Here is a 19,431-nt window from a genome sequence, read left to right as displayed (position 1 = left end):
CTCGAACTGTCTCCGCGTAACCGGAAAAACCTGGTCATCGAGTTCCATTCACTTCCCCTCAATAACCCAAGTCAGGCACTTTGCTCGTCACAGCAGGGCCACCAGCGAGCTTCTCGCGCACACCCTTTGAGCCATGTGTACCCAGTCCTGTTGGATGCAGCCCAAACCGCAGGGCGCTCGGCTTTGCCGCAAACCGCTCGCGAGCCTGTTGCGACATGGTCGAAGATGAGCCACAGGGCGTGTCGCCCAACGTCGGCCGAAACGAAAAACGGCCGTTCGCGCAGTCGAACAGATCGATGCTCACAGCTCTCCAGAATTTACTTGAGTGGGTGGGACTGCACCAAACCATACTGAAGCCGAAGTGGGTGCGTTCGGGGTTTCAGCAAAGCCTTTAGGTGTAATCTGCTTCACAGCCTAGCATCCGGACTGTCCAGCCGGCGAAGTGCTATCGCCTGCGGTGATGGGTCGGCTCGGCTAGCGTCTCGCGGCTTGGCAAGTCTGGATTTCGCGAACCTCAGTGAACTCGGCGGCGTCCACGCCCCAGCCGAACGTCACTTCTCACCCGACCGCTTGCGCGATGCCGGCGAAACTTGTCTGGACAGCTGAGGCGACTTCTGCAGTGACCTAAGGGGGCCAGACGAGAATAGGGATCTGATTCCGCTCGGGCGGAAATGCCCTACATATTAACGGTGAGATTTCAAATAGTGCAGTTAGCCGATAGCCGTCCTACGCGCACCTTGACGATGGGATTGGGCGAGCCCCAGAACATGAAGTGCCCACTCTTCACGATGAGAGCACCCCGTTGTAGCGCGAGGCGTGAGTGGCCTCGGCTGTGGCGGCAGTTTTGCTGGTCCGCATGAAAGTGCACATTGCAACCGAGAAACGGCGCACAATTCCTAGTCGAAGCCAGCGCCGTTCGTGGCGACACCATTGGTATTGGATGTCCTATCGGAATACCAGCCAAGTTGGCAATGAACAGGCCGCCGAGCCGTAGTTCAGCGCTCCTGCTGTTTGATCGCGAATCGAACTGAAGGACCGTCGCGGTGCAGCAAAATGCGGTGTCCGTCGAAATAATCGTCGACGGCTTTGCGGGCGCCCTTCCAGTACCCGTAATCATCGATGACCAACACTCCGCCGACGGGGACTCGGGGGTAAAGATGCTCAAGCTCGTGGCGCGTGGACTCATACAAGTCGGTGTCGAGGCGCAACAGAGCGATCGTCTCGGGTGCGTTCGCAGGAATGGTGTCCTCCACAGGGCCGGCTACGAGGTGGATCCGCTCCGGCGGATATCCGGTGGAGGTCAGCAGGGCGAAGACGTCATCGCGCGAGGGTTTGAAGTGGGTCACTCTCGGCACTATCTGTTCGTAGAGCGCCTTGCCAATACGACCCGGGTTCATGGAACTCTTGACCGTTGCGCCGTTGAAGAGCACGTCGTCGTCGGTGGGTTGGTACGGGAACCCGGACGGTCCCATGCCCTGCCACACGTCATACCCGAAAACATCGCGGTCGGTGACGCCACGTTGACACAGGCGCAACAGTATCGCCATCAGGCTTCCGCCGCGCCAGACTCCGCACTCGACGAAGGCTCCCGGGATGCCGTGGTCGACGATGTAATCGACACTCGTGCACAAGGCGGCAACGCGGTCACCCGAGGTCAACGTGTACGGGTCGACGGTGCGAATGATGTCTTGCGCGGATTCGTCCAGATCAACGAACTGGTGGCGCGAGTCCAAGCTACGAATTCGCCGCACGATCCGTGACGTGACGTAGTCCGCGACGGCAGGCATCTTGGGCTTGCTCATCGAGTCCCCTTCCCTGTGACGCAAAAGCTGCGAGACGCAATCATTGCGCAAGACGCTGAGCGCGTCGTAACCCCCTACCTATCACACCTCAAACGTGTTCACCGCTACACTGCCCCGCACCATCGACGTTCCGAGCGCCCGCGGTCTCAGCCGCTTCAGTCCTCAAACGTTCGTCGCCTCTGACAGCGCTGCGTGCTCCAGAAGATCGGCAGCGTTGGCAACGCTTTCGGCAGCTTTCGTCATCTGAGCGGCGATCTCGCGGGCCCGCGTGAGGTATTCCGGGGCGAGGATTGTGCGCAGATCCTCAACCAGAGAATCGCGGCTGATGCCTGCGAAGGGCCGCGCTGCACCGACTTTCAAGCGTTTCACTTGAGCCCCCCAGCGCGCCTGCTCAGGCCAGGTGGAAAGAATCAGCGTGGGGACACCGGCACGCAAGCCCGCGGCCGTGGTGCCCGAGCCGCCGTGGTGAACGACCGCACGGCAGGCCGGAAAAACCGCCGCATGGTTCATAGCGGGAACAACCTTGACGCTGTCGGACTGCATTTCACCGAAATCGCTCCACCCGGAGCAGATCAGCGCCCGCTCACCCAACTCCGCGCACGCATCGGTGATCATGGCGAGAACATCGTCAGCTGACTCGACCAGCTCGACAGGGATGCTGCCGAAGCCGAAGTATATCGGCGGGGTTCCTGCGGCGATCCAGGACGCAATCTCCTCGTCGGCGTCGGTCGGCAACTGCATCGTCAGTGTGCCGACAAACGGTCGCCGTGTACCCCACTCAGCGGCCAAGCCGGGAAACCACACTTCGTCGTAAGCCTGTATCTCCAGCGACCCGGCGATCCTGCGCGGTGCAGGCGCCGTTGCCTTGGGTAGACCGAGTTCGCTGCGTTGCTTGTCCTCAGCCTTTTTGTACAGCACCCGCCATTGGGCCCACTCGCCAAATCTCGTCACCGAACGCTGCAACACTTGCCCGTTGGCTCGCATCGGAACGAAATGCATCACCGCCAACGGAATGCCGTAAAACACCGCGACGTTGGCGGCGACATCCTCCCCGAGAGGGCCGGTAAGCAGCAGGTCGGCATCCCTGGCCAACCCCCTCAACGTGGCGCTCGACTCTTCCAGGTACCGACCCAATAGCGACCGATTCTCCCGCCACAATCGCCGCAGATCCCCGACCTTCCACGGACGGGACATCCGCGCCTGGAACTCACGATGGACGTCCTGCCATGCACGCGCGTTCGGCCCGTAACCGACCGCCTCGAGCCCAGCGGACTCAACAAACGCCACCATGTCAGGCGCTACCGCCAAACGCACCTGGTGCCCACGGCGCAGCAACTCACGGCCGACAGCCACACAGGGCTCGACATCTCCGCGACTTCCATAGCTTGCCAGCACGAAACTCATGGATTTAGCCAACCATGCCCCCTTTTCAGTTCCGTGGGCAGAGAGTACATCTGGGATCGCTGCACAAGGTGACCCGTTGTGATTTTTAGCCTGTCTATTCGCTGCGCTCCCGAGTTCGGCGTTCACGGTAGGCGCGATGTTCGCTGTGTCCCTGTAGTCGCTAGGTCGGCGGAAGGACATCACGTTGGCTCGGCACCAGCCCTCGGATGCTTTGCGCCTCAGCAACAACAATGAGAGGCTCCGCAACATAACTGAACGGTTAGGACTCGCGATGAAAATTGTGGTGGCGTGCTACGGGACGCGCGGTGATGTCGAGCCCTGCGCCGCGGTTGCCCGCGAACTGCTGCACCGCGGGCACGATGTGCACATGGCCGTCGCACCCAATCTGATCGCCTTCGTCGAGTCGACAGGACTCAGTGCGACGGCCTTCGGTCCGGATTCGCACAAGATGCTCGAGGCGCACTGGACCTTCTACAGGACGTTTTTTCGGAAGCCCTGGCGCATTCGCGAAGTGAGCAGGTTGTCGCGCGAAGCATGGGAACCCAAAGCCGAGGCTTGGCAAGAACTGAGCAGGACGCTGACGTCGCTTGCGAAGGGCGCCGACCTGCTTTTCACCGGCCTAGTCTTCGAGGAGGTCGCGGCCAACGTTGCCGAGTATTTCGACATTCCGTTGGCCACGCTGCATTACTTCCCGATACGACCCAACGGCGAACTTCTTTCGTTCCTGCCGGCGCCATTACGCCGCTCGACCATGCTGGCGCACGAATGGCTGATCTGGCGCGGTGCAAAAGAGGTGGTGAACGCGCAGCGCCGTGAACTGGGGCTGCCCGACGCAACACTGCCCTCCGCGCGACAGATCACCGAACGTGGATCGCTGGAAATCCAGGCCTATGAGAAAGCTTGCTTTCCTGGATTGGCAGATGAGTGGGCGAAACTCGACGGCCAACGGCCCTTCGTCGGAGCACTGACGATGAGTCTGCCAACGGATACCGATCGTGAGGTTGCGTCTTGGATTGCTGCGGGCACGCCGCCGATCTTCTTCGGGTTCGGCAGCGTGCCGGTGGAATCTGCTGCCGACACCCTCGCCATGATCACCGCGGCCTGCGCGAAATTAGGCGAGCGGGCGCTGATTTGCGCCGCTGGCGTGGATGCGTCCCAAGTCGCGCATCCGGACGACGTCAAGGTGGTCAGCGCGACGAACTTCGCGGCCGCCTTCCCCGCGTGCCGCGCGGTCGTCCACCACGGTGGCTCGGGAACGACGGCAGCGGCTCTGCGTGCCGGGATCCCGCAATTGATCCTCTCGACAGACCTGGATCAGACGCTCTGGGGAAGTCGGGTCAAGCGTCTGAAAGTCGGTTCAAAGCGGCGCTTTTCGACCACCACCTCGGACTCACTACTGGCGGATCTTCGCACCATCCTCACTCCACAGTACGATTCGCGCGCTCGCGAGATCGCCACCCGGATGACAAGCCCCGCCGAAAGCGTCACGGCCGCTGCCGATCTCGTCGAGAACTTCGCACGCCTGCGCTCTAAATGCTGATTGACGTGGGCCGCCGCAATGTCGACACCAGACTCCGCCACACACCCAGCTGGCCTGCTCGGTACTCTCACATCATGAATTGGTACGGATTCATCAAAGCCCGCGTCGTCCCGTTCTGTGTCGTCCTCCTCCATGAGGCGTACCAATCTCAAGCGAGCCATTCGATCCGCGTCGTTGAAGGCTGATAATGCGGACCCGCATACCTCCAGCAAGGACATCGATTGATAGCCCCGAACCGACAAGTTCTGTGCGGTGGGACAATCGGCTCTCGTTGATGGACCACGGTTTGTTCACGCAGCATCACGCGATCGGGCGCAACCTAGTCATCCAGGGCGTGTGGGTTTACGAACACGCCATCGACTTTGACCGCGTGAGGAGTTTTCACCGAAATCTGGGTCACGGCCTATTGGGACGGCGCATCGAGAGTTCGCCGCTTCCATTCGGCTGGCATCGGTGGGTCTTAGATCATGGGCCTTGGGGCTTCGATGTCGAAGAGTGCCCCCGTCCACGCGATGACCTCGGCGACTGGATTGATGAACGCTCACAAAAAACGATCGATCCAGAAAGCGGGCCGGGTTGGCATCTCGGAGTCCTTCCCATGGAAGATGGCTCCACCGCGGTCAGCCTGGTGGTTTCCCACTACCTGATCGACGGTCTCGGGCTTATCGTGGTGCTAGTTGATGCGCTCTTAGGCAACACGCGTGATCTTTCCTACCCACCGCCGAATTCACGTGGTCGACTACGCGCTGTGTCGCAGGACACCCGACTAACACTGCGGGAAGCACCTGAGGTTGCCCGGGCAGTTGGGTTGGCGGCAAGACTTGCTCGTCAGCGCCGGCGCGATTTTGCGCAATCACCATCACTACCGCCCCCGGCAGCAACCCTCCCTAAAGCCGTCGACGACGACGTTATCGTCGTGCCGGGCATCACGATTCGCGTTGATCTAGAAGACTGGGATGCCCGTGCGAAGGCACTGGGCGGAACGAGTAACACACTGACCGCCGGATTCGCTGCCAAACTCGGTGAACACCTAGGGCGCCGACGTGCCGTTGACGGAGCAGTCACGTTGCAACTCCCCGTGAGCGACCGCGCCGAAGGCGATACACGGGCGAATGCGATGTTGATCGCACGCGTCAGCATCGACCCGACCGGGGTAACTACGGGTCTGGGTGACATCCGCGCAGCGATCAGACAGGCGCTGAAAGACGTGCGGGAGACACACGACGAGTCATTGCAGCTCGCTTGGCTTCTCTCGTTCACGCCGAAGCGGGCGTTGAGACGAATGGACGATGCGACGGTGGCTGATCCAGATCACCCGGTGTTCTGTTCTAATCTCGGCGACGTCGGTTCGGTGGTGAACCGACTCGACGGTACTGACGCCGAGTACGCCACCGCACGAGTGACTGCACAAAACGAAACGCGACAACGGCTCGAGCGAACCGGCGGCCAACTGATTTTGCAATCCTTGCGCATCCCTGGCAGCTTCATCATCAGTGTCGACGCATACCAACCGGGCGCCGAGAATACAAAGCCCGCTCTGCGTAAGTTGGCTGCGGAAACACTGGCTGAATTCGGCCTTACGGGCAGGATCGAGTAACTAGACTCTTCCTCCGGTCGCGATCGATTTCCATGCTCCAGTTCTCGTGGTGCTTGCGGTTCCGTCGATGCCGATTCAAGGCATTGTTCAGAATCCGCACCAAATGGGACCACTTTCGGCCACAATTCGGCTGAGCTGTTTCGTGAACGTGTAGGGGGGACACGTGACGATGTTTGTGTTGGCGACTTACGGAACACGTGGTGACGTCGAACCCTTCGTTGCCGTCGGCCGCGAACTGGTGCGTAGAGGGCACGATGCCTGCCTGGCGGTAGCGCCTGATCTGATCGGATTCGTCGAGTCCGCAGGCCTTGCGGCGGTCGCATACGGACTGGATACACGGATGATGCTGGAATCGGATTTCCTGCGCAAATTCTGGGAGGATCTTCCTGGCAGCTTGTGGTCGGTCCGCGATGTGGTCCGATCGGGCAGCGAACATCGTGCGCTCATCACCCGAAGCTGGACGCAGATGAGCAAGACCCTGACGTCACTGGCTCGGAGGGCCGACGTGCTCGTCACCGGCCTGATATTCGAGCGGCTCGCTGCACATGTCGCAGCGTATTACAGCATCCCGCTTGCCACGATTCACATGTTTCCGGTCCGCCCCAATGGTTCGGTGTTCCCCTCCTTGCCGCCGCAGGTGTGCCGCCCCGCGATGAGGGTGTACTGCTGGCTGGATAAGCTCGGAACCAAGGAATTAGAGGAAACGCAACGCCTTGAACTAGGCATGCTGAGTGCCGCTCCCCCCTCGCCTCGAGGAGGTACCCTCAGCGAGCACGCACCCCTCGAAATCCAGGCTTACGAGCATGTTTGCTTCCCGGGGCTGACAGCCGAATGGCGCAACTTGACTGGCAAGCGCCCGTTTGTCGGCACACTAACGCTGGAGCTACCGACAGATGCGGATGCGGAGGTCGCCTCGTGGATCGCCGCGGGCACACCACCGATCTATTTCGGATTCGGCAGCATGTTGGTCGATTGTCCTGCCGACACCCTCGCCATGATCACTGCGGTCTCCGGGCAGCTAGGCGAACGGGCGTTGTTTTGCTCTGGATTGAACAGCGTCTGCCATAACGAAGAACCCGAGCGTGTGAAAGTTGTGCCCGCCGTGAACCATGCGGCAATTCTTCCTGCCTGCCGCTCAGTTGTACATCATGGTGGCTCCGGCACCACAGCTGCGGCCCTGCGCGCCGGAGTCCCTCAGTTAATTCTGTCGATGTTGCCTGAGCAGGCGCGATGGGGTGCTCAAGTGAGACGTATGAAGGTAGGCGCAGCCCGACGCTTCTCGCGTACCAACCGAGATTCCCTGACGGAGGATCTGCGCACCATCCTTACTCCCGAATATGCGGCTCGGGCCCGCAAGACAGCCGCCCGCACGACCAAGAGCGGCGACAGCGTTGTCAACGCCGCGGATCTGTTGGAACGTCTTCATTCGTAGAAAGAGTCAGAAACACCTAGTCAGTGCACTCAAGAAAGGCTGTTCCTGGGACCTATATATCCCCAGCATCGATGGCTTTCTTGACCTCCTGTGCGTGCGCCACCTGCTGCGACGAGTAGCCGATAAACAACGCAATTCCGGCAACGAGTACGCAGAAACCTGCCAACCACAGCAAGCCGTAGGTGATGCTTTGGTCCAGTGCATGCAACTGAGCGTCGCTCATGGACGTCACAGGTCCATTGATTCCGCCCAAGGATTGATTGCGCGAGCTGATTACGGCCTGGATTGCGGCCAGCACGACCGGTCCCCCGAGGGTGGACAGCATCAGCGCGATTGCGGATGTGGGTCCGATGCGGTCCTCCCCGACACTCGCGATGGCGGAGAGCATGAGCGGAAGGTTCGCCAGGCCGATACCAATGGCGCCGACGATGAGTGGCACCACCAGATTCGGGAAGTATGGGGCGCCCGCGTGAAGTGTCACGCTGCTTACCACGACTGAACCGGCCACCAGAACACCACCAACGATTACCACCACCCGTGGCGGAAACCGCATCACCAGCCGCGAGGAGGCGCCCATCCCAATGCCAACAGCAATGGCGAACGGGATGAATCCAAGGCCGGCGTGCAGAGTGCTGTACTTCAAAACTTGCTGAACATATAGGGCAACGAGGACCGTCAGGCTGAACAGCACCCCGCCGGCCAAGAAAATGGTCACAAAGGTAGCCAATCGATTCCGGTCCACGAATAGGTCGAACGGCACTATTGGGCTTTCTGCTCGCCGTTCAACGGCGACGAACGCGACCAGGGCGCCGAGCGCCAGCGCGCCTGAACCGATAGTCGTTACCGACAGCCAGCCCGCCTGCGGGCCTATCGATAGACTGAAGACCGCCGCGGCGCAAATCAATATGGCCAACACAGCGCCCACGGCATCCAGCTTCATTCGCGTCGTCCGCGTCTCCCGCAGAGAGATATGTGCCAGCCAGATCACCACCAACCCAAGCGGTACGTTGACTATGAAGACGATCCGCCATGACACATCGGTGAGTGCCCCGCCCACTGTCAAGGCGAGTATGCCGCTGATCCCCCCCATCGCACCCAAAATCGCAGTCGCGGTGTTGCGTCCGGGACCTTTCGGGAACGTTGTCGCTACCAGTGCCAGACAGGTCGGTGAAAGAATTCCTGCCGCGACGCCCTGTAGCAGCCGGCCCGAGAGGAGGCTGGCCGCATCCCACGCGATTCCGCAGACCGCCGAGGCGATCGTGAACAGCGCGGCCGCGACCATGAACGTGCGCTTACGTCCGAAGGTGTCGCCGAGACGGCCGCCAAGCAGCATCAGACCTCCGAAGGTCAACACGTAGGCCATGATCACCCAGCCTCGCGCGGCATCGGAGAGGCCGAGCTCGTTCTGCATCCTCGGAAGCGCAAAGATTGCGATGGTGCCATCCATCGCGGCCACCAACCCCATGCCGCTGATGACAGCGACTGCTGCAATGAAGCGGCCACGCGACATCGAGGTCTGGAGAAACCCGCTCGTATCGCTTTGCGTCGCCGGTTCGGAAGGCATGGGGTCGCGGCTTTCTAGTGCCCTACCGTCCACCACGTCGCGCTGCCTCATCGCCGACCGTCATAGCGAACTACGCTACAGCAATCATTGTGGGTAGTTCCCGGGCCTAAGATTGTGCGGCGAGCCTTGTGTCGACGGCGGCTGAAAATTGACCCCCTGGCGGCAGGTGAAAATTGACCCCCTGCCGGTGGTGGTTGGTGATTATTCCTCAGTGGTGGTGGTCGCGGCAGGTGTGCGGCCAAGGTCTCGGTCTTTGAGTCGGTAGCTGTCTCCTTTCAGGGTCACTAACGGAACGCAAACGGTCTTGGGTTGACACTGGGTGCGGGACTGGCAACGGTTTGCCTGTTGGGCTGGTCGGCTGTGGCGGGTCGGGTGGTGGCGGGTCCAGCGCGATGCGGAGCCGGATCTGGACGTGCCAGCCGGTGACCCGTACGTCTTCGACGAGTAGGCGCAACAGCTGTTGTTTCTGGATGTCGTCGAGAGTGTCGATGACGGCGTGGATGCGGGCGGCGAAATCGTGGACGCGGCGGCGGAGCTGGTTGTCGCGGGCGAGCGCAGTTCGTTCGTGAGCGAGGCTGGTTCGCTTGTGCTGCAGCTCTTTTCGGCGTGCGGCGACTTCGGTGGCGCGGCGCTGCATTTCGGGAAGTTCGATAAACCCACCCTGGTAGAGGTCGATCAGGCGGCGCCGTTCGGCGTCGGCGGCGTCGATCTTTCGGTCCAGCCGGGCCAGTTCGGCGCTGAGGAGTTCGTCGTCGGGGATGGGCGTGTGCAGGGTGACCGCTTGTTCGCCGGCCAGTAGTTGGTCGGGGTGGGTGATCGCGGCGCGAATGTGGTCGAACACGAATGTGTCGAGCGCGTCGGCGCGGATGTTGCGTTCGGGGCAGCGGTGTTGTTCGCCGCCGGCGCGCAGCGGGTCGTGGTTGCGGCAGTAGTAGTAGCGGTGCCAGGTCCCGTTGCGGCCGCGCATCTTGTGGCAGTTGGTGCCGACACCGCAAACACCGCATTTGACAAGGCCTTTGAGCAGCCACTGGCCGGGTTCGGCGCGGCGCGGGCTCCACTTGCTGTTGTCGGTGGCGACTCGGCTTGCGGCCTGGAACAGCTCGTCGGAGATGATCCGGGGGCATTCGATGGGGATCCATTCGTCGCGGTCGCGCGGGACCTGTCGGTTGCGGCGGGTGGGGCGCCGGTCGGGCACCGATTCGGTGCGGTTGTAGTACACCCGGCCGATGTAGGCCTCGTTGCGCAGCAGCCGGCTGAGCGTGGAATGGCCCCAGGTGGGTTTGCCGGTCGGCGAGGGCACCCCGTCGGCGTTGAGCCGGCGACAGATTTCGCGCACGGTGATGCCGGCGGCGCGGTCGGTGAAGATCCGCCGCACCACCGCGGCCTCGGGCTCGTAGACCTCGTGGTGGGCCTGGCCGGTGGCGGGGCTGCGGGGAATGCGGCGGTAGCCGTAGGAGGCTTTCCAGGTGACGATCTCGCCGGCGCGGGCTCGGAACAGTTTGCCGCGCCGGTATCGTTCGGCGATCTTGGCTTTCTCGTATTCGGCGATCACGCCTTGGACCTGGGTGAGCAGGGTGGCTTGCGGGTCGTCGGCGGCCAGCCCAGGCGAGTCGGTGAATGCCACGGTGACCCCGAAGCGGTCCAGCTCGTCGAGCACCAGCACCTGGTATGCGTAGGCGCGGGCGAGCCGGTCCGGCGACAGGCACCACACCCGTTCCACGAGCCCGGCCTCGGCGGCATCACGTAACGCGTCCAGGCCGGGGCGGTCCAGTCGGGCGCCGGAATGCCCGTCGTCGACGTACTCGCCAACCAGCTCGTCACCGGCGGCGGTGATGTGATCGCGCAGCAGCGCCAGCTGTGAGCCGATGGTGCCGCGATCGGCTTGGCGCTCGGTGGACACCCGCGCATACAGCGCCGCCCTCACCGCAGGCCTGTCCCCGGTAGTGCCAGTGCAGCAACCGAATCCACGCGTGCGGCGGCGTCGAGCAGGAACTGATAGCCCGCGGCCAGTGCCGACACGCGCGGATCCTCGTGCGGTGTCCATGCCGGACGGGCAGCGGCGAGGAGTTCGGCGACGAACACCGGCTCGGCGCTGGGCCACGCGATCAACCCCGTCAGGCCGCGGCGGGCGAACCGGGCCGCAGCCAGACCTGCCGGTAGCCGGGAGTGCTCGAGCACGTGCGCGCGCAGTGTTTCGTAGTCGACCTGCGCCGCTTCGACCGGCGGCCAGAACGACCGGGCGCTCACCGGCCGCGCACCCGCTCGATGGTGCGCCGGTGCAACCGCACCCCGAACCGGTCGGCCACCTGTTCGGCGATCTGGGCCCCCGACCCGGCGTCGGCGCGGATGAACTCCACGATCTCCGGGCGCAGCTTGATCGGTCCGCGACGGCCCCGCCGCTCGTCCACCAGTCCGGCCATCCCCGACTGGTCGAACGCCGCCGCCACCAGATAGAACGCTGCGCGCGAATAGCCGTGTGCTGCAGCAACTTCCGATACCGGCAGGCCGTCCACCAGACGCGCCCGCAACATCTCGTACTTCACCTGCACCTTGTCGGAGGCCAGAAAGAAACCTGACTCGCCGGTGAACAACGGCGCCAACACCCCATCCGGATTCGGATGCAACAACCCCGCCTCGGTCAGCGCCCGAAGCCGTGTCATGTCGCTCACCGGCCTCACCTCCCACGCCCGAGCCTAAGCCCCTCCATCCGTGGCGTCTATTATTTACTGCCGCGTGTCGGCGATCGACGACTGTAGATACAGCGAGATAGCGATCAATATCCCAAATACAGCGACTCATGCGGCATATAACACTAGATATGCGGTCATCATCACTAGACATCCAACTCACTCCGAACAACCGGCCGCCGCCGTCGACGGCGGTGATCAGGATGCACATACAACCCGGGGACAGCCTCCGCCGGAGCCAGAACGACGGTCAACTGCAGCTTTGCGTTCCGTCGGTGGTGATGACTTCGGCGTGGTGCACGAGGCGGTCGATCATGGCGGCGGCCACGACGTCGTCACCGAACACTTCGCCCCAGCGGCCGAAGGCCTTGTTGGAAGTGACGATCAGGCTGGCCCGTTCGTAGCGGGCCGAGACCAGTTGGAAGAACAGGTTGGCGGCCTCGGGTTCGAACGGGATGTAGCCGACTTCGTCGATGACGAGCAGCGGGTAGCGCCCGAGTCGGGTCAGTTCGGCGTGGATGCGCCCGGCGTGGTGGGCTTCGGCCAGTCGCGCTACCCATTCGGCGGCGGTGGCGAACAGGACCCGGTGGCCGGCTTGGCAGGCCCGCATCGCCAGTCCGATCGCCAGGTGGGTTTTGCCGGTGCCGGGTGGGCCGAGGAAGACGACATTGTCGCGGGCGGCGACGAAGTCCAGGGTGCCCAGGTGAGCGATGGCGTCGCGTTTGAGTCCGCGGGCATGGTCGAAGTCGAATTCCTCCAATGACTTTCGGGCCGGGAATCGGGCGGCGCGGATGCGTCCTTCACCGCCATGGGATTCGCGGGCCGAAACCTCGCGTTGCAGACAGGCCGCCAGGTATTCCTCATGGGTCCAGTTCTCCGCCCGGGCCCGCTCGGCTAGCCGGGCAATCGAGTCGCGCAGGGTCGGGGCTTTAAGTGCGCGAGTCAGATAGGCCAGCTCGCCGGCGACGTCCCGGCCGGCCGCAGTGGTGGTTTTGGTAGTCCCCATCAGGCTGCCCCACCATCGAGATCGACCCCGAACGCGGTGTCATAGGAAGACAGCTCGCGCACCGGCACCTCGGATTCCAATGGCGGTGTCGGGGTCTGGATTCTTCTACGCCGCAACACCTTGGCCGCCTCCACATGCACCGGATCAGAGATCGTCTGCTGGGTCGCCCAGATCCGCGCATGCTCGGCCACCGATTGGCCGTCGCAGACCACCTGCACCCGTTGCAGGTCGGCGCGCACCAACACCCGGCGCCCGACCGCGGCAGGGTGCACCGAGTAGTCGTTGCCGTCAAGGCGGATGTAGTGATCACGTGGCAGCCGCAACGACGAACACCAGCCGGTGGCCGGTGCCACCGGCGGTAATCCCAGCATCGCCGCCCGATCCGCCTCGATCCGGTCGGTCGGGGCGCAGCCAAGCGCTCGGCGGGTGCGGGTGTTGACCACGGCCAGCCAATCGGTCATCTGGGTGTTGAAATCGGCTGGCGAGGCGAAGGTGCGGCCAGGTAGAAACGAACGCTCCAGGTAGTCATGGGCTCGTTCGATAAGCCCTTTGGCTTCCGGGTCGGCGGGCTTGCAGACGATGACCTTGGTGGCCAGCACCCCGCGAAAGGCCTGACATTCCTTGGTCAGCTCAACGCGCCCCGCGCGCCAACGCCCGATCGCACCCTCACCGTCCCACACCAAGGCTCGCGGCACCGCGCCGAGCCGGCTGATCAGCTCCCACCACCCAGCGAACAGATCCTCAGCACGCCGGGTGGGGAGCAAGATGGCCATCAGCCATCGCGAGTAGGCACTGATCATCGTCAGTACCGGCAACCGGGTGGCGGTGCGGGTCTGGCCAAAGCCGACCGCGATCTCTACCGGCGGGAACCACAGATCGCACTGGGCGATCTTGTCGGCTGCCAGCTAGAAGGGACCAGCTCGGCGCCGGTTTTGCCATGAGTATGGGACCGCCTGCTTGCCACTGATGGGACCACCGGGCTGGCTGCTTTGCCAGTTATGGGACCACCCCGGCGTGGCTTCGGGGCTTCCGGTCGTTCGGCCGCTGTATTGGCCGAATGAGCTACCGGGAGGTGTCGGTGATCGAAATCAAGGAGATGCTGCGGCTGTGGCTGCAGGGTCGAGGACTGCGTGAGGTGGCCCGGCTATCGGGCACCGACCGCAAGACCGTGCGCCGTTATGTGGATCGGGCACGCGCGTGCGGGCTGGACCGTGACGGCGATGTCTGCCAGCTGACCGATGAGCTGTTGGCGGCGGTGATCGCCGGGGTGCGGCCGAGTCGGCCCAACGGCAAGAGCGAGGCGTGGGAGACCATCGCCGCTCAGGGCGAGCAGATCAAGGCGTGGCTGGATCAGGACCTGACGCTGACCAAGGTGCACACACTGCTGGGCCGCCGTGGTGTGGTGGTGTCGTATCGAACGTTGCACCGCTATGCGGTAACGGAATTGGGGTTCGGGCAGCGGCAGACCACGGTTCGGGTGGCCGACGGTGAGCCGGGCGCCGAAGTGCAGGTCGACTTCGGCCGGCTGGGCATGCTCACCGACGCAGCCGACGGGCGCCGCCGGGTGGTGCACGGGTTGATCTTCACCGCGGTGTATTCGCGGCATATGTTCGTCTGGCCGACCTACCGCCAAACACTCAATGATGTGATCGGCGGGTTCGAGGCTGCCTGGGCGTTCTTCGGCGGGGTGTTCGCGGTGGTGATCCCCGACAATATGAAGGCCATCGTCGATAAGGCCGATGCGACCGACCCCAAGCTCAACGACGCGTTTCGCGAGTACGCCCAGGCTCGTGGGTTCGCCGTGGACCCCGCCCGGGTACGCAGCCCGCGCGACAAGCCGCGGGTCGAGCGCAGTGTGCCGTATGTGAGGTCGAATTTCTTCGCCGGAGAACAGTTCCGCGACATCGACGACTGCCGGGCGCGAGCCCAGCAGTGGTGTGCGCAGGTGGCCGGGATGCGGGTGCACGGCACCACCCGATGCCGGCCCGCCGAGGTGTTCGCCACCGACGAGGCACCCAAGCTCAAGGCGGCACCCGATGACGTGTTCGACATCCCGACCTGGACCCATCCCAAGGTCGCCCCGGATCGGCACGTGCAGATCGCCAAGGCCCTCTACAGCGTCCCCGGGGAGCTGGTGGGTCGGCGGCTGGATGCCCGGGCCGATGCGCGCACGGTCAAACTGTATTGGCGCGGTGAGCTGATCAAGGTCCACCCCGTCGTCGCGCCGGGCGCCGCCAGACCGATCCCGCCGATCTGCCGGCCGAGGCGTCGGTCTATGCGATGCGGGATCTGAACACCCTGCAGCGCAAGGCATCAGCGCACGGTGACCATGTCGGCGCGTATGCCGCGGCGGTGCTGGAGCATCCGCTGCCGTGGACCAAGATGCGCCAGGTCTACCGGCTGCTCGGGCTGGTGCGTCGCCACGGCGCGGGCGCGGCCGATGACGCCTGCCGCCGCGCGCTGGACGCCGAAGTCATCGACGTCGGGCTGATCGAGCGCATGCTGTCCCGGGGTGCGGGCGAGCAGCTGCCGCTGATGGCGAAACCGCCAGCGACGGCGTCGCGGTTCGTCCGCTCTGCCACCGACTTCACGGTGCGGAGGCCCTCATGAGCCCCGCCCGACCGACACCACCCCGGCGGTCAAGCCGATCGAGGTCTCCAGCGACCTCAAAGCGCTGATGCGCCGCCTCAAGCTCGGCCAGCTGCTCGACACCCTGCCCGAGCGGCTGGCGCTGGCCCGGTCTAATCGGCTGCCGCACCACGACTTCCTGGAGATGCTGCTGGCTGACGAGGTCACCCGCCGCGACCGCCAATCCGCAGCACGGCGCGCCAAAGCCGCTCACCTGGACCCGCAGATGCAGCTACACGCCTGGGACGACACCGCAGCGATCACCTACGACCAACAACTGTGGGCAGAGCTGACCTCGCTGCGATTCCTCGCCGACGCCTACAACGTGCTCATCATGGGGCCGGTCGGAGTCGGAAAAACGTTCCTGGCCAACGCATTAGGGCACGTCGCCGTCCGGCGTCACCACAGCGTGCACACCGAACGCGCCGACAAACTGTTCAAACGCCTACGCGGTGCCCGCCTGGACGCCACCTACGAAGACGAGATGCGCAAACTACACCGCGTCGAGCTACTCATCATCGACGACCTCGCGCTGCACCGGCTCGAAGCCACCGAAACCAGCGACTTCTACGAGCTCATCGTCGAGCGCCACCGCACCGCGTCGACCATCATCACCAGCAACCGTGAACCACCAGAGATCCTGACCATGATGGCCGACCCACTCCTTGCCCAATCCGCGATGGACCGGCTGCAATCCGCGGCCTACGAACTCGTCGTCGAAGGCGAGTCCTACCGGCAGCGCCAGAAACCCCGCCCCGCAAATCCGGCCCACACCAATCCGTCGGATTGACCGGCGGCACCATCATCGGTCACCATCACCACACGGCCCGCGACCGGAAACAACCGGTCCCATCCTCATGGCAAAACGGTGGTCCCATCACCCTGGCAGGCGACAGCGATCTCTCCGGCGGCATAGGCGGTGCGCGAGGCCGGATCTGGCGGCAGATACACCGGCCGCAACTCAGCCACCCGCGCCGAGAGCACCCGGATCGAGCGGGTCCAGCCGATCCGCTCGGCGATCACCGTCGCCGGCATCCGTGGATAGGCCTGCAGCAGTTCGCGGATCCGCGGTTCAGCCTCATCGACGATCGAACCCCGCGGTGGCCGTTCGTACTTCGGCGGCACATCCGAGGCCAACGCCGACTTCACGGTGTTCTTCGAAACCCCCAGCACCCGCGCGATCACCTTGATCGGCAGGCCCTCGGCACGGCGCAGACGACGGATCTCGGCCCAATCTTCCACAGACAACATTCCCTTCTGGTCCTCCTGGCTCGACTAGAGCCAGGCCACCGGACCAGGGGGTCAAAATTCAGTTGCCGCGCCGGGGTCAGTTTTCACGTGCCGCTGACACCTTGCTCGGCGGAGTTGCGGATCGCACGATATGAAAATTGCTCGCAACACAACCGAACCTGTGCGGGGGACGCGAAGCTTCCTCTTCAATCGCAGTACGCTGGTGGTAGGTGTAGGGCCGCGCACGGCGTTCATTCAAACTCGTAACCATCAAGATCTCGAGAGCCGCCAAACCTCCAGGGCTACAACGGCGACTGAAGAACTCGGTTCCGCAACTCGCCGCCCTCTAGTTCCGGTTGTAGGGCGGTCTTTCGTCGTCTAGAAGGTATCGGCCTATCGCCCATGCTCGCTTAGCGGAATGGCTCACCGCATCGACCAGACGGCCATCCTGAAACAACCCGTCCTGTCGAACCGCGCCCGCCGCGACTGCGTCAGCCCAGGCTCGCGTCGGCCCTTCACCCCAAGACTTCCATGGCATCAAATCGTCCATGACCACCACCGTGTCAGGGGAACACAAGGCCCGCATATTCTTCAGGTCCGCCGCCGCGACCTCGTAGTCGTGGCCTCCATCGATGAAGGCCACATCAAACACCACGCCCGGATTCTCCTCAGCGAACGCGGGCACCGTCTCACGGGAATCACCCACAATCAGCTCGTGCCGCCCAGGGAACTTGCGGTCAATCAACCGTTTGCCGGCGCGCACTACATGGTGCAGACCCAAATCAAACGAAACGACCCGTACATCCGGGTGAGCAGCCAGCATCGCGTAGCTGGAATACCCCGCGTTGAACCCGATTTCAGCCACCGACCCCCCTTCAGTCCGCTGAACCGTTCGCATTAGATGCTGTAATTCCAGAACAGAGCTTGAGCCTTCGAGGGGGACGCCGCCGCCGAGCAGCAGCCCGAAAAACACCTTCTGCTTCACCCGCTTCACATTTGTCACCGATGCCTCAGTGATCGTCATCAATCCCCCCGGTTGACCAAAATGGGTTACCACGCCAATTTACCTGGATCGCCCCGTCAACTATTCGACGGTTTTGGTACTTCGGCGGCTCACCCCGCCGCGCCTGCTTCTGCAGTTAATCGGCGGATTCGCGCTGCACGATCCGAAGCGTCGGGTTTGGCACGCCGAACCGGGTGACCGGGGCGATGCTCGACATGAGCGTCAGCGTCCGTCGACTACTTCTACCTGTACAAGACGCGTGACCGGGCCGGACTTTCCACGTCACAACGTTTCGGCGTCCGTGCGTGATAGCACGACATCGAGCCGAAATACGCGTCGCTCCAATTCCGTGAGGTCGCGGAGCCGCTGCGGCGCGCCGACATCCCTTGGCCACAGGTACCGCCATGGTAAGTAGTCGTTGGGCAGCAGGTAGACGTGGAACCCGCGGTCGAGGAAAGGCCGTAGCACGTCAATCGGCCGCAGTTCCGGATCGCTCCACCAACTTGGTGACAGTTCAACCACCAATTCTGCGTCGGCGGGCAGCGCGTCGACAGACGCCAACAAGCCGGCGAGCACCCGGTCCTCGGCGCCCTCCACGTCAATCTTGATCATGCGCGCGGTCGCCAGCTCCTCGGTGGTTAGGAGCGAACCGAGCGGCGCCGCCGGCACCCGGCCCTGTTCGCGAAGCTTGGGGCGGGCGATCGTCGTGGTCTCGCCGAGGTTCCAGTTCGGCCCTATGAACAGCGGAAGTTCTTGCTCGCGATCCGACACCGCGGAGGCGACCATGCGGACGTTCGTGAGCTCGTTCCTCGCTACAGTTTCCTGCAGCCAGGGATCACTATGGGGCAGGGTTCAAATGCCACAACGGTGCCGCGCGGTCCAACTATTCTGCTGGTCAGTGCGGTCACGCACCCGATGTGGGCGCCGATGTCGATGAAGGTGTCGCCCGGTCGCAACCGGCGGCGCAGAAATGCCGCGAGATCAGGTTCCCACGCCGTACCGAATAAGTAGATGTAGATCTGGATACCATCTTGGAGCCGGCATCGGATACGGATGCCATCTTCGGTGGTGGTATCAACGGTCAGTGGTCCCCACAACGCGGCACGGATCCACAATGGGAACGCCACTGCGAAGAACGGCACAATCATCAGCAGCGCTCGCACCCAACGCCCTACTACGCCGACGTCTTCCTTGTCGGTATGAAGAAGTCGCATGTACCGGCGCCCCAACGGCAGGATAAGTGCCTTGATCATTTCTGCAACCTAACCCGTCCTGTCAAACGCACTCATCGATGCCGCGGCACTGGCCGCAGACCCGGGCGTCGATGAATCTGTGCTAGCAAGTTATCGAAGTCATGGCGATGTCGAGCGTTGCGTCGCTTTCTGTCACGAGCTGCTGCGCCGCGAGGAACGACGGAAGCGATACGCAACATCCTCCGTGAGCAAGTTCTGGCACTACCTCGTTGGCACCGCAGCGCCGATGCGGCGAACTCTCTTGCCAATGCTGGAATGGAATCGAAGGATCTCCCAGTCCCGACT

General features: G+C 63.3%; 14 protein-coding genes and 3 pseudogenes. 5 read left to right on the top strand and 12 right to left on the bottom strand.

What is annotated here, in order from left to right; genetic code table 11:
• Positions 1 to 995: 995 nt before the first annotated feature.
• Positions 996 to 1,802 carry a TylF/MycF/NovP-related O-methyltransferase gene (locus G6N18_RS20450; RefSeq protein WP_083002226.1) on the bottom strand — a complete coding sequence of 269 codons (807 nt, stop codon included), beginning with the start codon at positions 1,800 to 1,802 and terminating at the stop codon, positions 996 to 998.
• Between the two features lie 162 nt (positions 1,803 to 1,964).
• The gene (locus tag G6N18_RS20445) at positions 1,965 to 3,206 is read right to left on the bottom strand and encodes a glycosyltransferase (RefSeq protein WP_083002224.1); all 1,242 of its coding nucleotides are present in this window, start codon (positions 3,204 to 3,206) and stop codon (positions 1,965 to 1,967) included.
• A 271-nt stretch (positions 3,207 to 3,477) separates the two neighbouring features.
• Here G6N18_RS20445 and G6N18_RS20440 point away from each other — a divergent pair, with 271 nt between their 5' ends.
• The 3 genes from G6N18_RS20440 to G6N18_RS20430 all read left to right on the top strand — a co-directional run bounded on the left by G6N18_RS20440 (position 3,478) and on the right by G6N18_RS20430 (position 7,775).
• Entirely contained in the window at positions 3,478 to 4,746 is a 1,269-nt protein-coding gene (locus G6N18_RS20440) for a glycosyltransferase (protein ID WP_083002221.1), read from the top strand.
• Positions 4,747 to 5,020: 274 nt separating this feature from the next.
• Positions 5,021 to 6,343 carry a hypothetical protein gene (locus G6N18_RS20435; RefSeq protein WP_083002542.1) on the top strand — a complete coding sequence of 441 codons (1,323 nt, stop codon included), beginning with the start codon at positions 5,021 to 5,023 and terminating at the stop codon, positions 6,341 to 6,343.
• Positions 6,344 to 6,512: 169 nt separating this feature from the next.
• Complete coding sequence (locus G6N18_RS20430; protein WP_083002539.1) at positions 6,513 to 7,775, top strand: glycosyltransferase; 1,263 nt, start codon at positions 6,513 to 6,515, stop codon at positions 7,773 to 7,775.
• A 52-nt stretch (positions 7,776 to 7,827) separates the two neighbouring features.
• On the opposite strand, the gene G6N18_RS20425 is transcribed toward G6N18_RS20430, so the two are convergent.
• The 6 genes and pseudogenes from G6N18_RS20425 to G6N18_RS20400 all read right to left on the bottom strand — a co-directional run.
• Positions 7,828 to 9,285 (bottom strand): MFS transporter, encoded by a 1,458-nt coding sequence (locus tag G6N18_RS20425; protein ID WP_109749462.1) that lies wholly within the window; start codon positions 9,283 to 9,285, stop codon positions 7,828 to 7,830.
• A gap of 262 nt (positions 9,286 to 9,547) precedes the next feature.
• The gene (locus G6N18_RS24750; RefSeq protein ID WP_163689957.1) at positions 9,548 to 11,263 is read right to left on the bottom strand and encodes a recombinase family protein; all 1,716 of its coding nucleotides are present in this window, start codon (positions 11,261 to 11,263) and stop codon (positions 9,548 to 9,550) included.
• On the bottom strand, positions 11,260 to 11,586 hold the full coding sequence (locus tag G6N18_RS20415) for a hypothetical protein (RefSeq protein ID WP_083007421.1): 327 nt from the start codon (positions 11,584 to 11,586) through the stop codon (positions 11,260 to 11,262). The genes G6N18_RS24750 and G6N18_RS20415 overlap by 4 nt, the downstream gene beginning before the upstream one ends.
• Positions 11,583 to 11,999, bottom strand: a complete 417-nt coding sequence (locus tag G6N18_RS20410) for a helix-turn-helix domain-containing protein (RefSeq protein ID WP_083007423.1) — start codon at positions 11,997 to 11,999, stop codon at positions 11,583 to 11,585. Before G6N18_RS20410 ends, G6N18_RS20415 begins: the two co-directional genes overlap by 4 nt.
• Positions 12,000 to 12,276: 277 nt before the next feature.
• Positions 12,277 to 13,032 (bottom strand): IS21-like element helper ATPase IstB, encoded by a 756-nt coding sequence (gene istB / locus G6N18_RS20405; protein WP_163689955.1) that lies wholly within the window; start codon positions 13,030 to 13,032, stop codon positions 12,277 to 12,279.
• Positions 13,032 to 13,931, bottom strand: a pseudogene (locus G6N18_RS20400) (Mu transposase domain-containing protein); the annotation flags it as partial. The gene istB and the pseudogene G6N18_RS20400, both read right to left, overlap by 1 nt.
• Positions 13,932 to 14,089: 158 nt before the next feature.
• Between G6N18_RS20400 and istA the strand changes: the two are divergent.
• Together istA and G6N18_RS20390 are read left to right on the top strand one after the other, a co-directional pair.
• Positions 14,090 to 15,642: pseudogene (gene istA, locus G6N18_RS20395) on the top strand (IS21 family transposase).
• A gap of 67 nt (positions 15,643 to 15,709) precedes the next feature.
• Positions 15,710 to 16,450: an ATP-binding protein gene (locus G6N18_RS20390; RefSeq protein WP_170309983.1), complete on the top strand. Its 741-nt coding sequence runs from the start codon at positions 15,710 to 15,712 to the stop codon at positions 16,448 to 16,450.
• A 104-nt stretch (positions 16,451 to 16,554) separates the two neighbouring features.
• Here G6N18_RS20390 and G6N18_RS20385 read toward each other — a convergent pair.
• From G6N18_RS20385 to G6N18_RS20370, 4 genes and pseudogenes are all read right to left on the bottom strand, one after another.
• Positions 16,555 to 16,911, bottom strand: a pseudogene (locus G6N18_RS20385) (sigma factor-like helix-turn-helix DNA-binding protein); the annotation flags it as partial.
• Between the two features lie 325 nt (positions 16,912 to 17,236).
• Positions 17,237 to 17,914, bottom strand: a complete 678-nt coding sequence (locus tag G6N18_RS20380; protein WP_083007314.1) for a class I SAM-dependent methyltransferase — start codon at positions 17,912 to 17,914, stop codon at positions 17,237 to 17,239.
• Between the two features lie 261 nt (positions 17,915 to 18,175).
• Complete coding sequence (locus G6N18_RS20375; protein ID WP_083007317.1) at positions 18,176 to 18,679, bottom strand: class I SAM-dependent methyltransferase; 504 nt, start codon at positions 18,677 to 18,679, stop codon at positions 18,176 to 18,178.
• Between the two features lie 26 nt (positions 18,680 to 18,705).
• A complete protein-coding gene (locus G6N18_RS20370; protein WP_083007320.1) occupies positions 18,706 to 19,146 on the bottom strand; it encodes a class I SAM-dependent methyltransferase in 441 nt (146 codons plus the stop codon).
• Between the last annotated feature and the right edge of the window lie 285 nt (positions 19,147 to 19,431).

The organism is Mycolicibacterium celeriflavum, assembly GCF_010731795.1.
GTDB lineage: Bacteria > Actinomycetota > Actinomycetes > Mycobacteriales > Mycobacteriaceae > Mycobacterium > Mycobacterium celeriflavum.
Note: the sequence above shows the minus strand (reverse complement) of the source record. Positions and strands in the feature narration are given on the sequence as shown.

Coding starts and splice junctions, on each gene's coding strand:
- G6N18_RS20370 (WP_083007320.1), bottom strand. CDS start 19,146: ATGATCAAGGCACTTATCCTGCCGTTGGGGCGCCGGTACATGCGACTT.
- G6N18_RS20440 (WP_083002221.1), top strand. CDS start 3,478: ATGAAAATTGTGGTGGCGTGCTACGGGACGCGCGGTGATGTCGAGCCC.
- G6N18_RS20445 (WP_083002224.1), bottom strand. CDS start 3,206: ATGAGTTTCGTGCTGGCAAGCTATGGAAGTCGCGGAGATGTCGAGCCC.
- G6N18_RS20435 (WP_083002542.1), top strand. CDS start 5,021: ATGGACCACGGTTTGTTCACGCAGCATCACGCGATCGGGCGCAACCTA.
- istB (WP_163689955.1), bottom strand. CDS start 13,032: ATGGGGACTACCAAAACCACCACTGCGGCCGGCCGGGACGTCGCCGGC.
- G6N18_RS20380 (WP_083007314.1), bottom strand. CDS start 17,914: ATGACGATCACTGAGGCATCGGTGACAAATGTGAAGCGGGTGAAGCAG.
- G6N18_RS20410 (WP_083007423.1), bottom strand. CDS start 11,999: ATGACACGGCTTCGGGCGCTGACCGAGGCGGGGTTGTTGCATCCGAAT.
- G6N18_RS20390 (WP_170309983.1), top strand. CDS start 15,710: ATGCGCCGCCTCAAGCTCGGCCAGCTGCTCGACACCCTGCCCGAGCGG.
- G6N18_RS20425 (WP_109749462.1), bottom strand. CDS start 9,285: ATGTCGCGTGGCCGCTTCATTGCAGCAGTCGCTGTCATCAGCGGCATG.
- G6N18_RS20375 (WP_083007317.1), bottom strand. CDS start 18,679: ATGGTCGCCTCCGCGGTGTCGGATCGCGAGCAAGAACTTCCGCTGTTC.
- G6N18_RS20430 (WP_083002539.1), top strand. CDS start 6,513: ATGTTTGTGTTGGCGACTTACGGAACACGTGGTGACGTCGAACCCTTC.
- G6N18_RS20450 (WP_083002226.1), bottom strand. CDS start 1,802: ATGAGCAAGCCCAAGATGCCTGCCGTCGCGGACTACGTCACGTCACGG.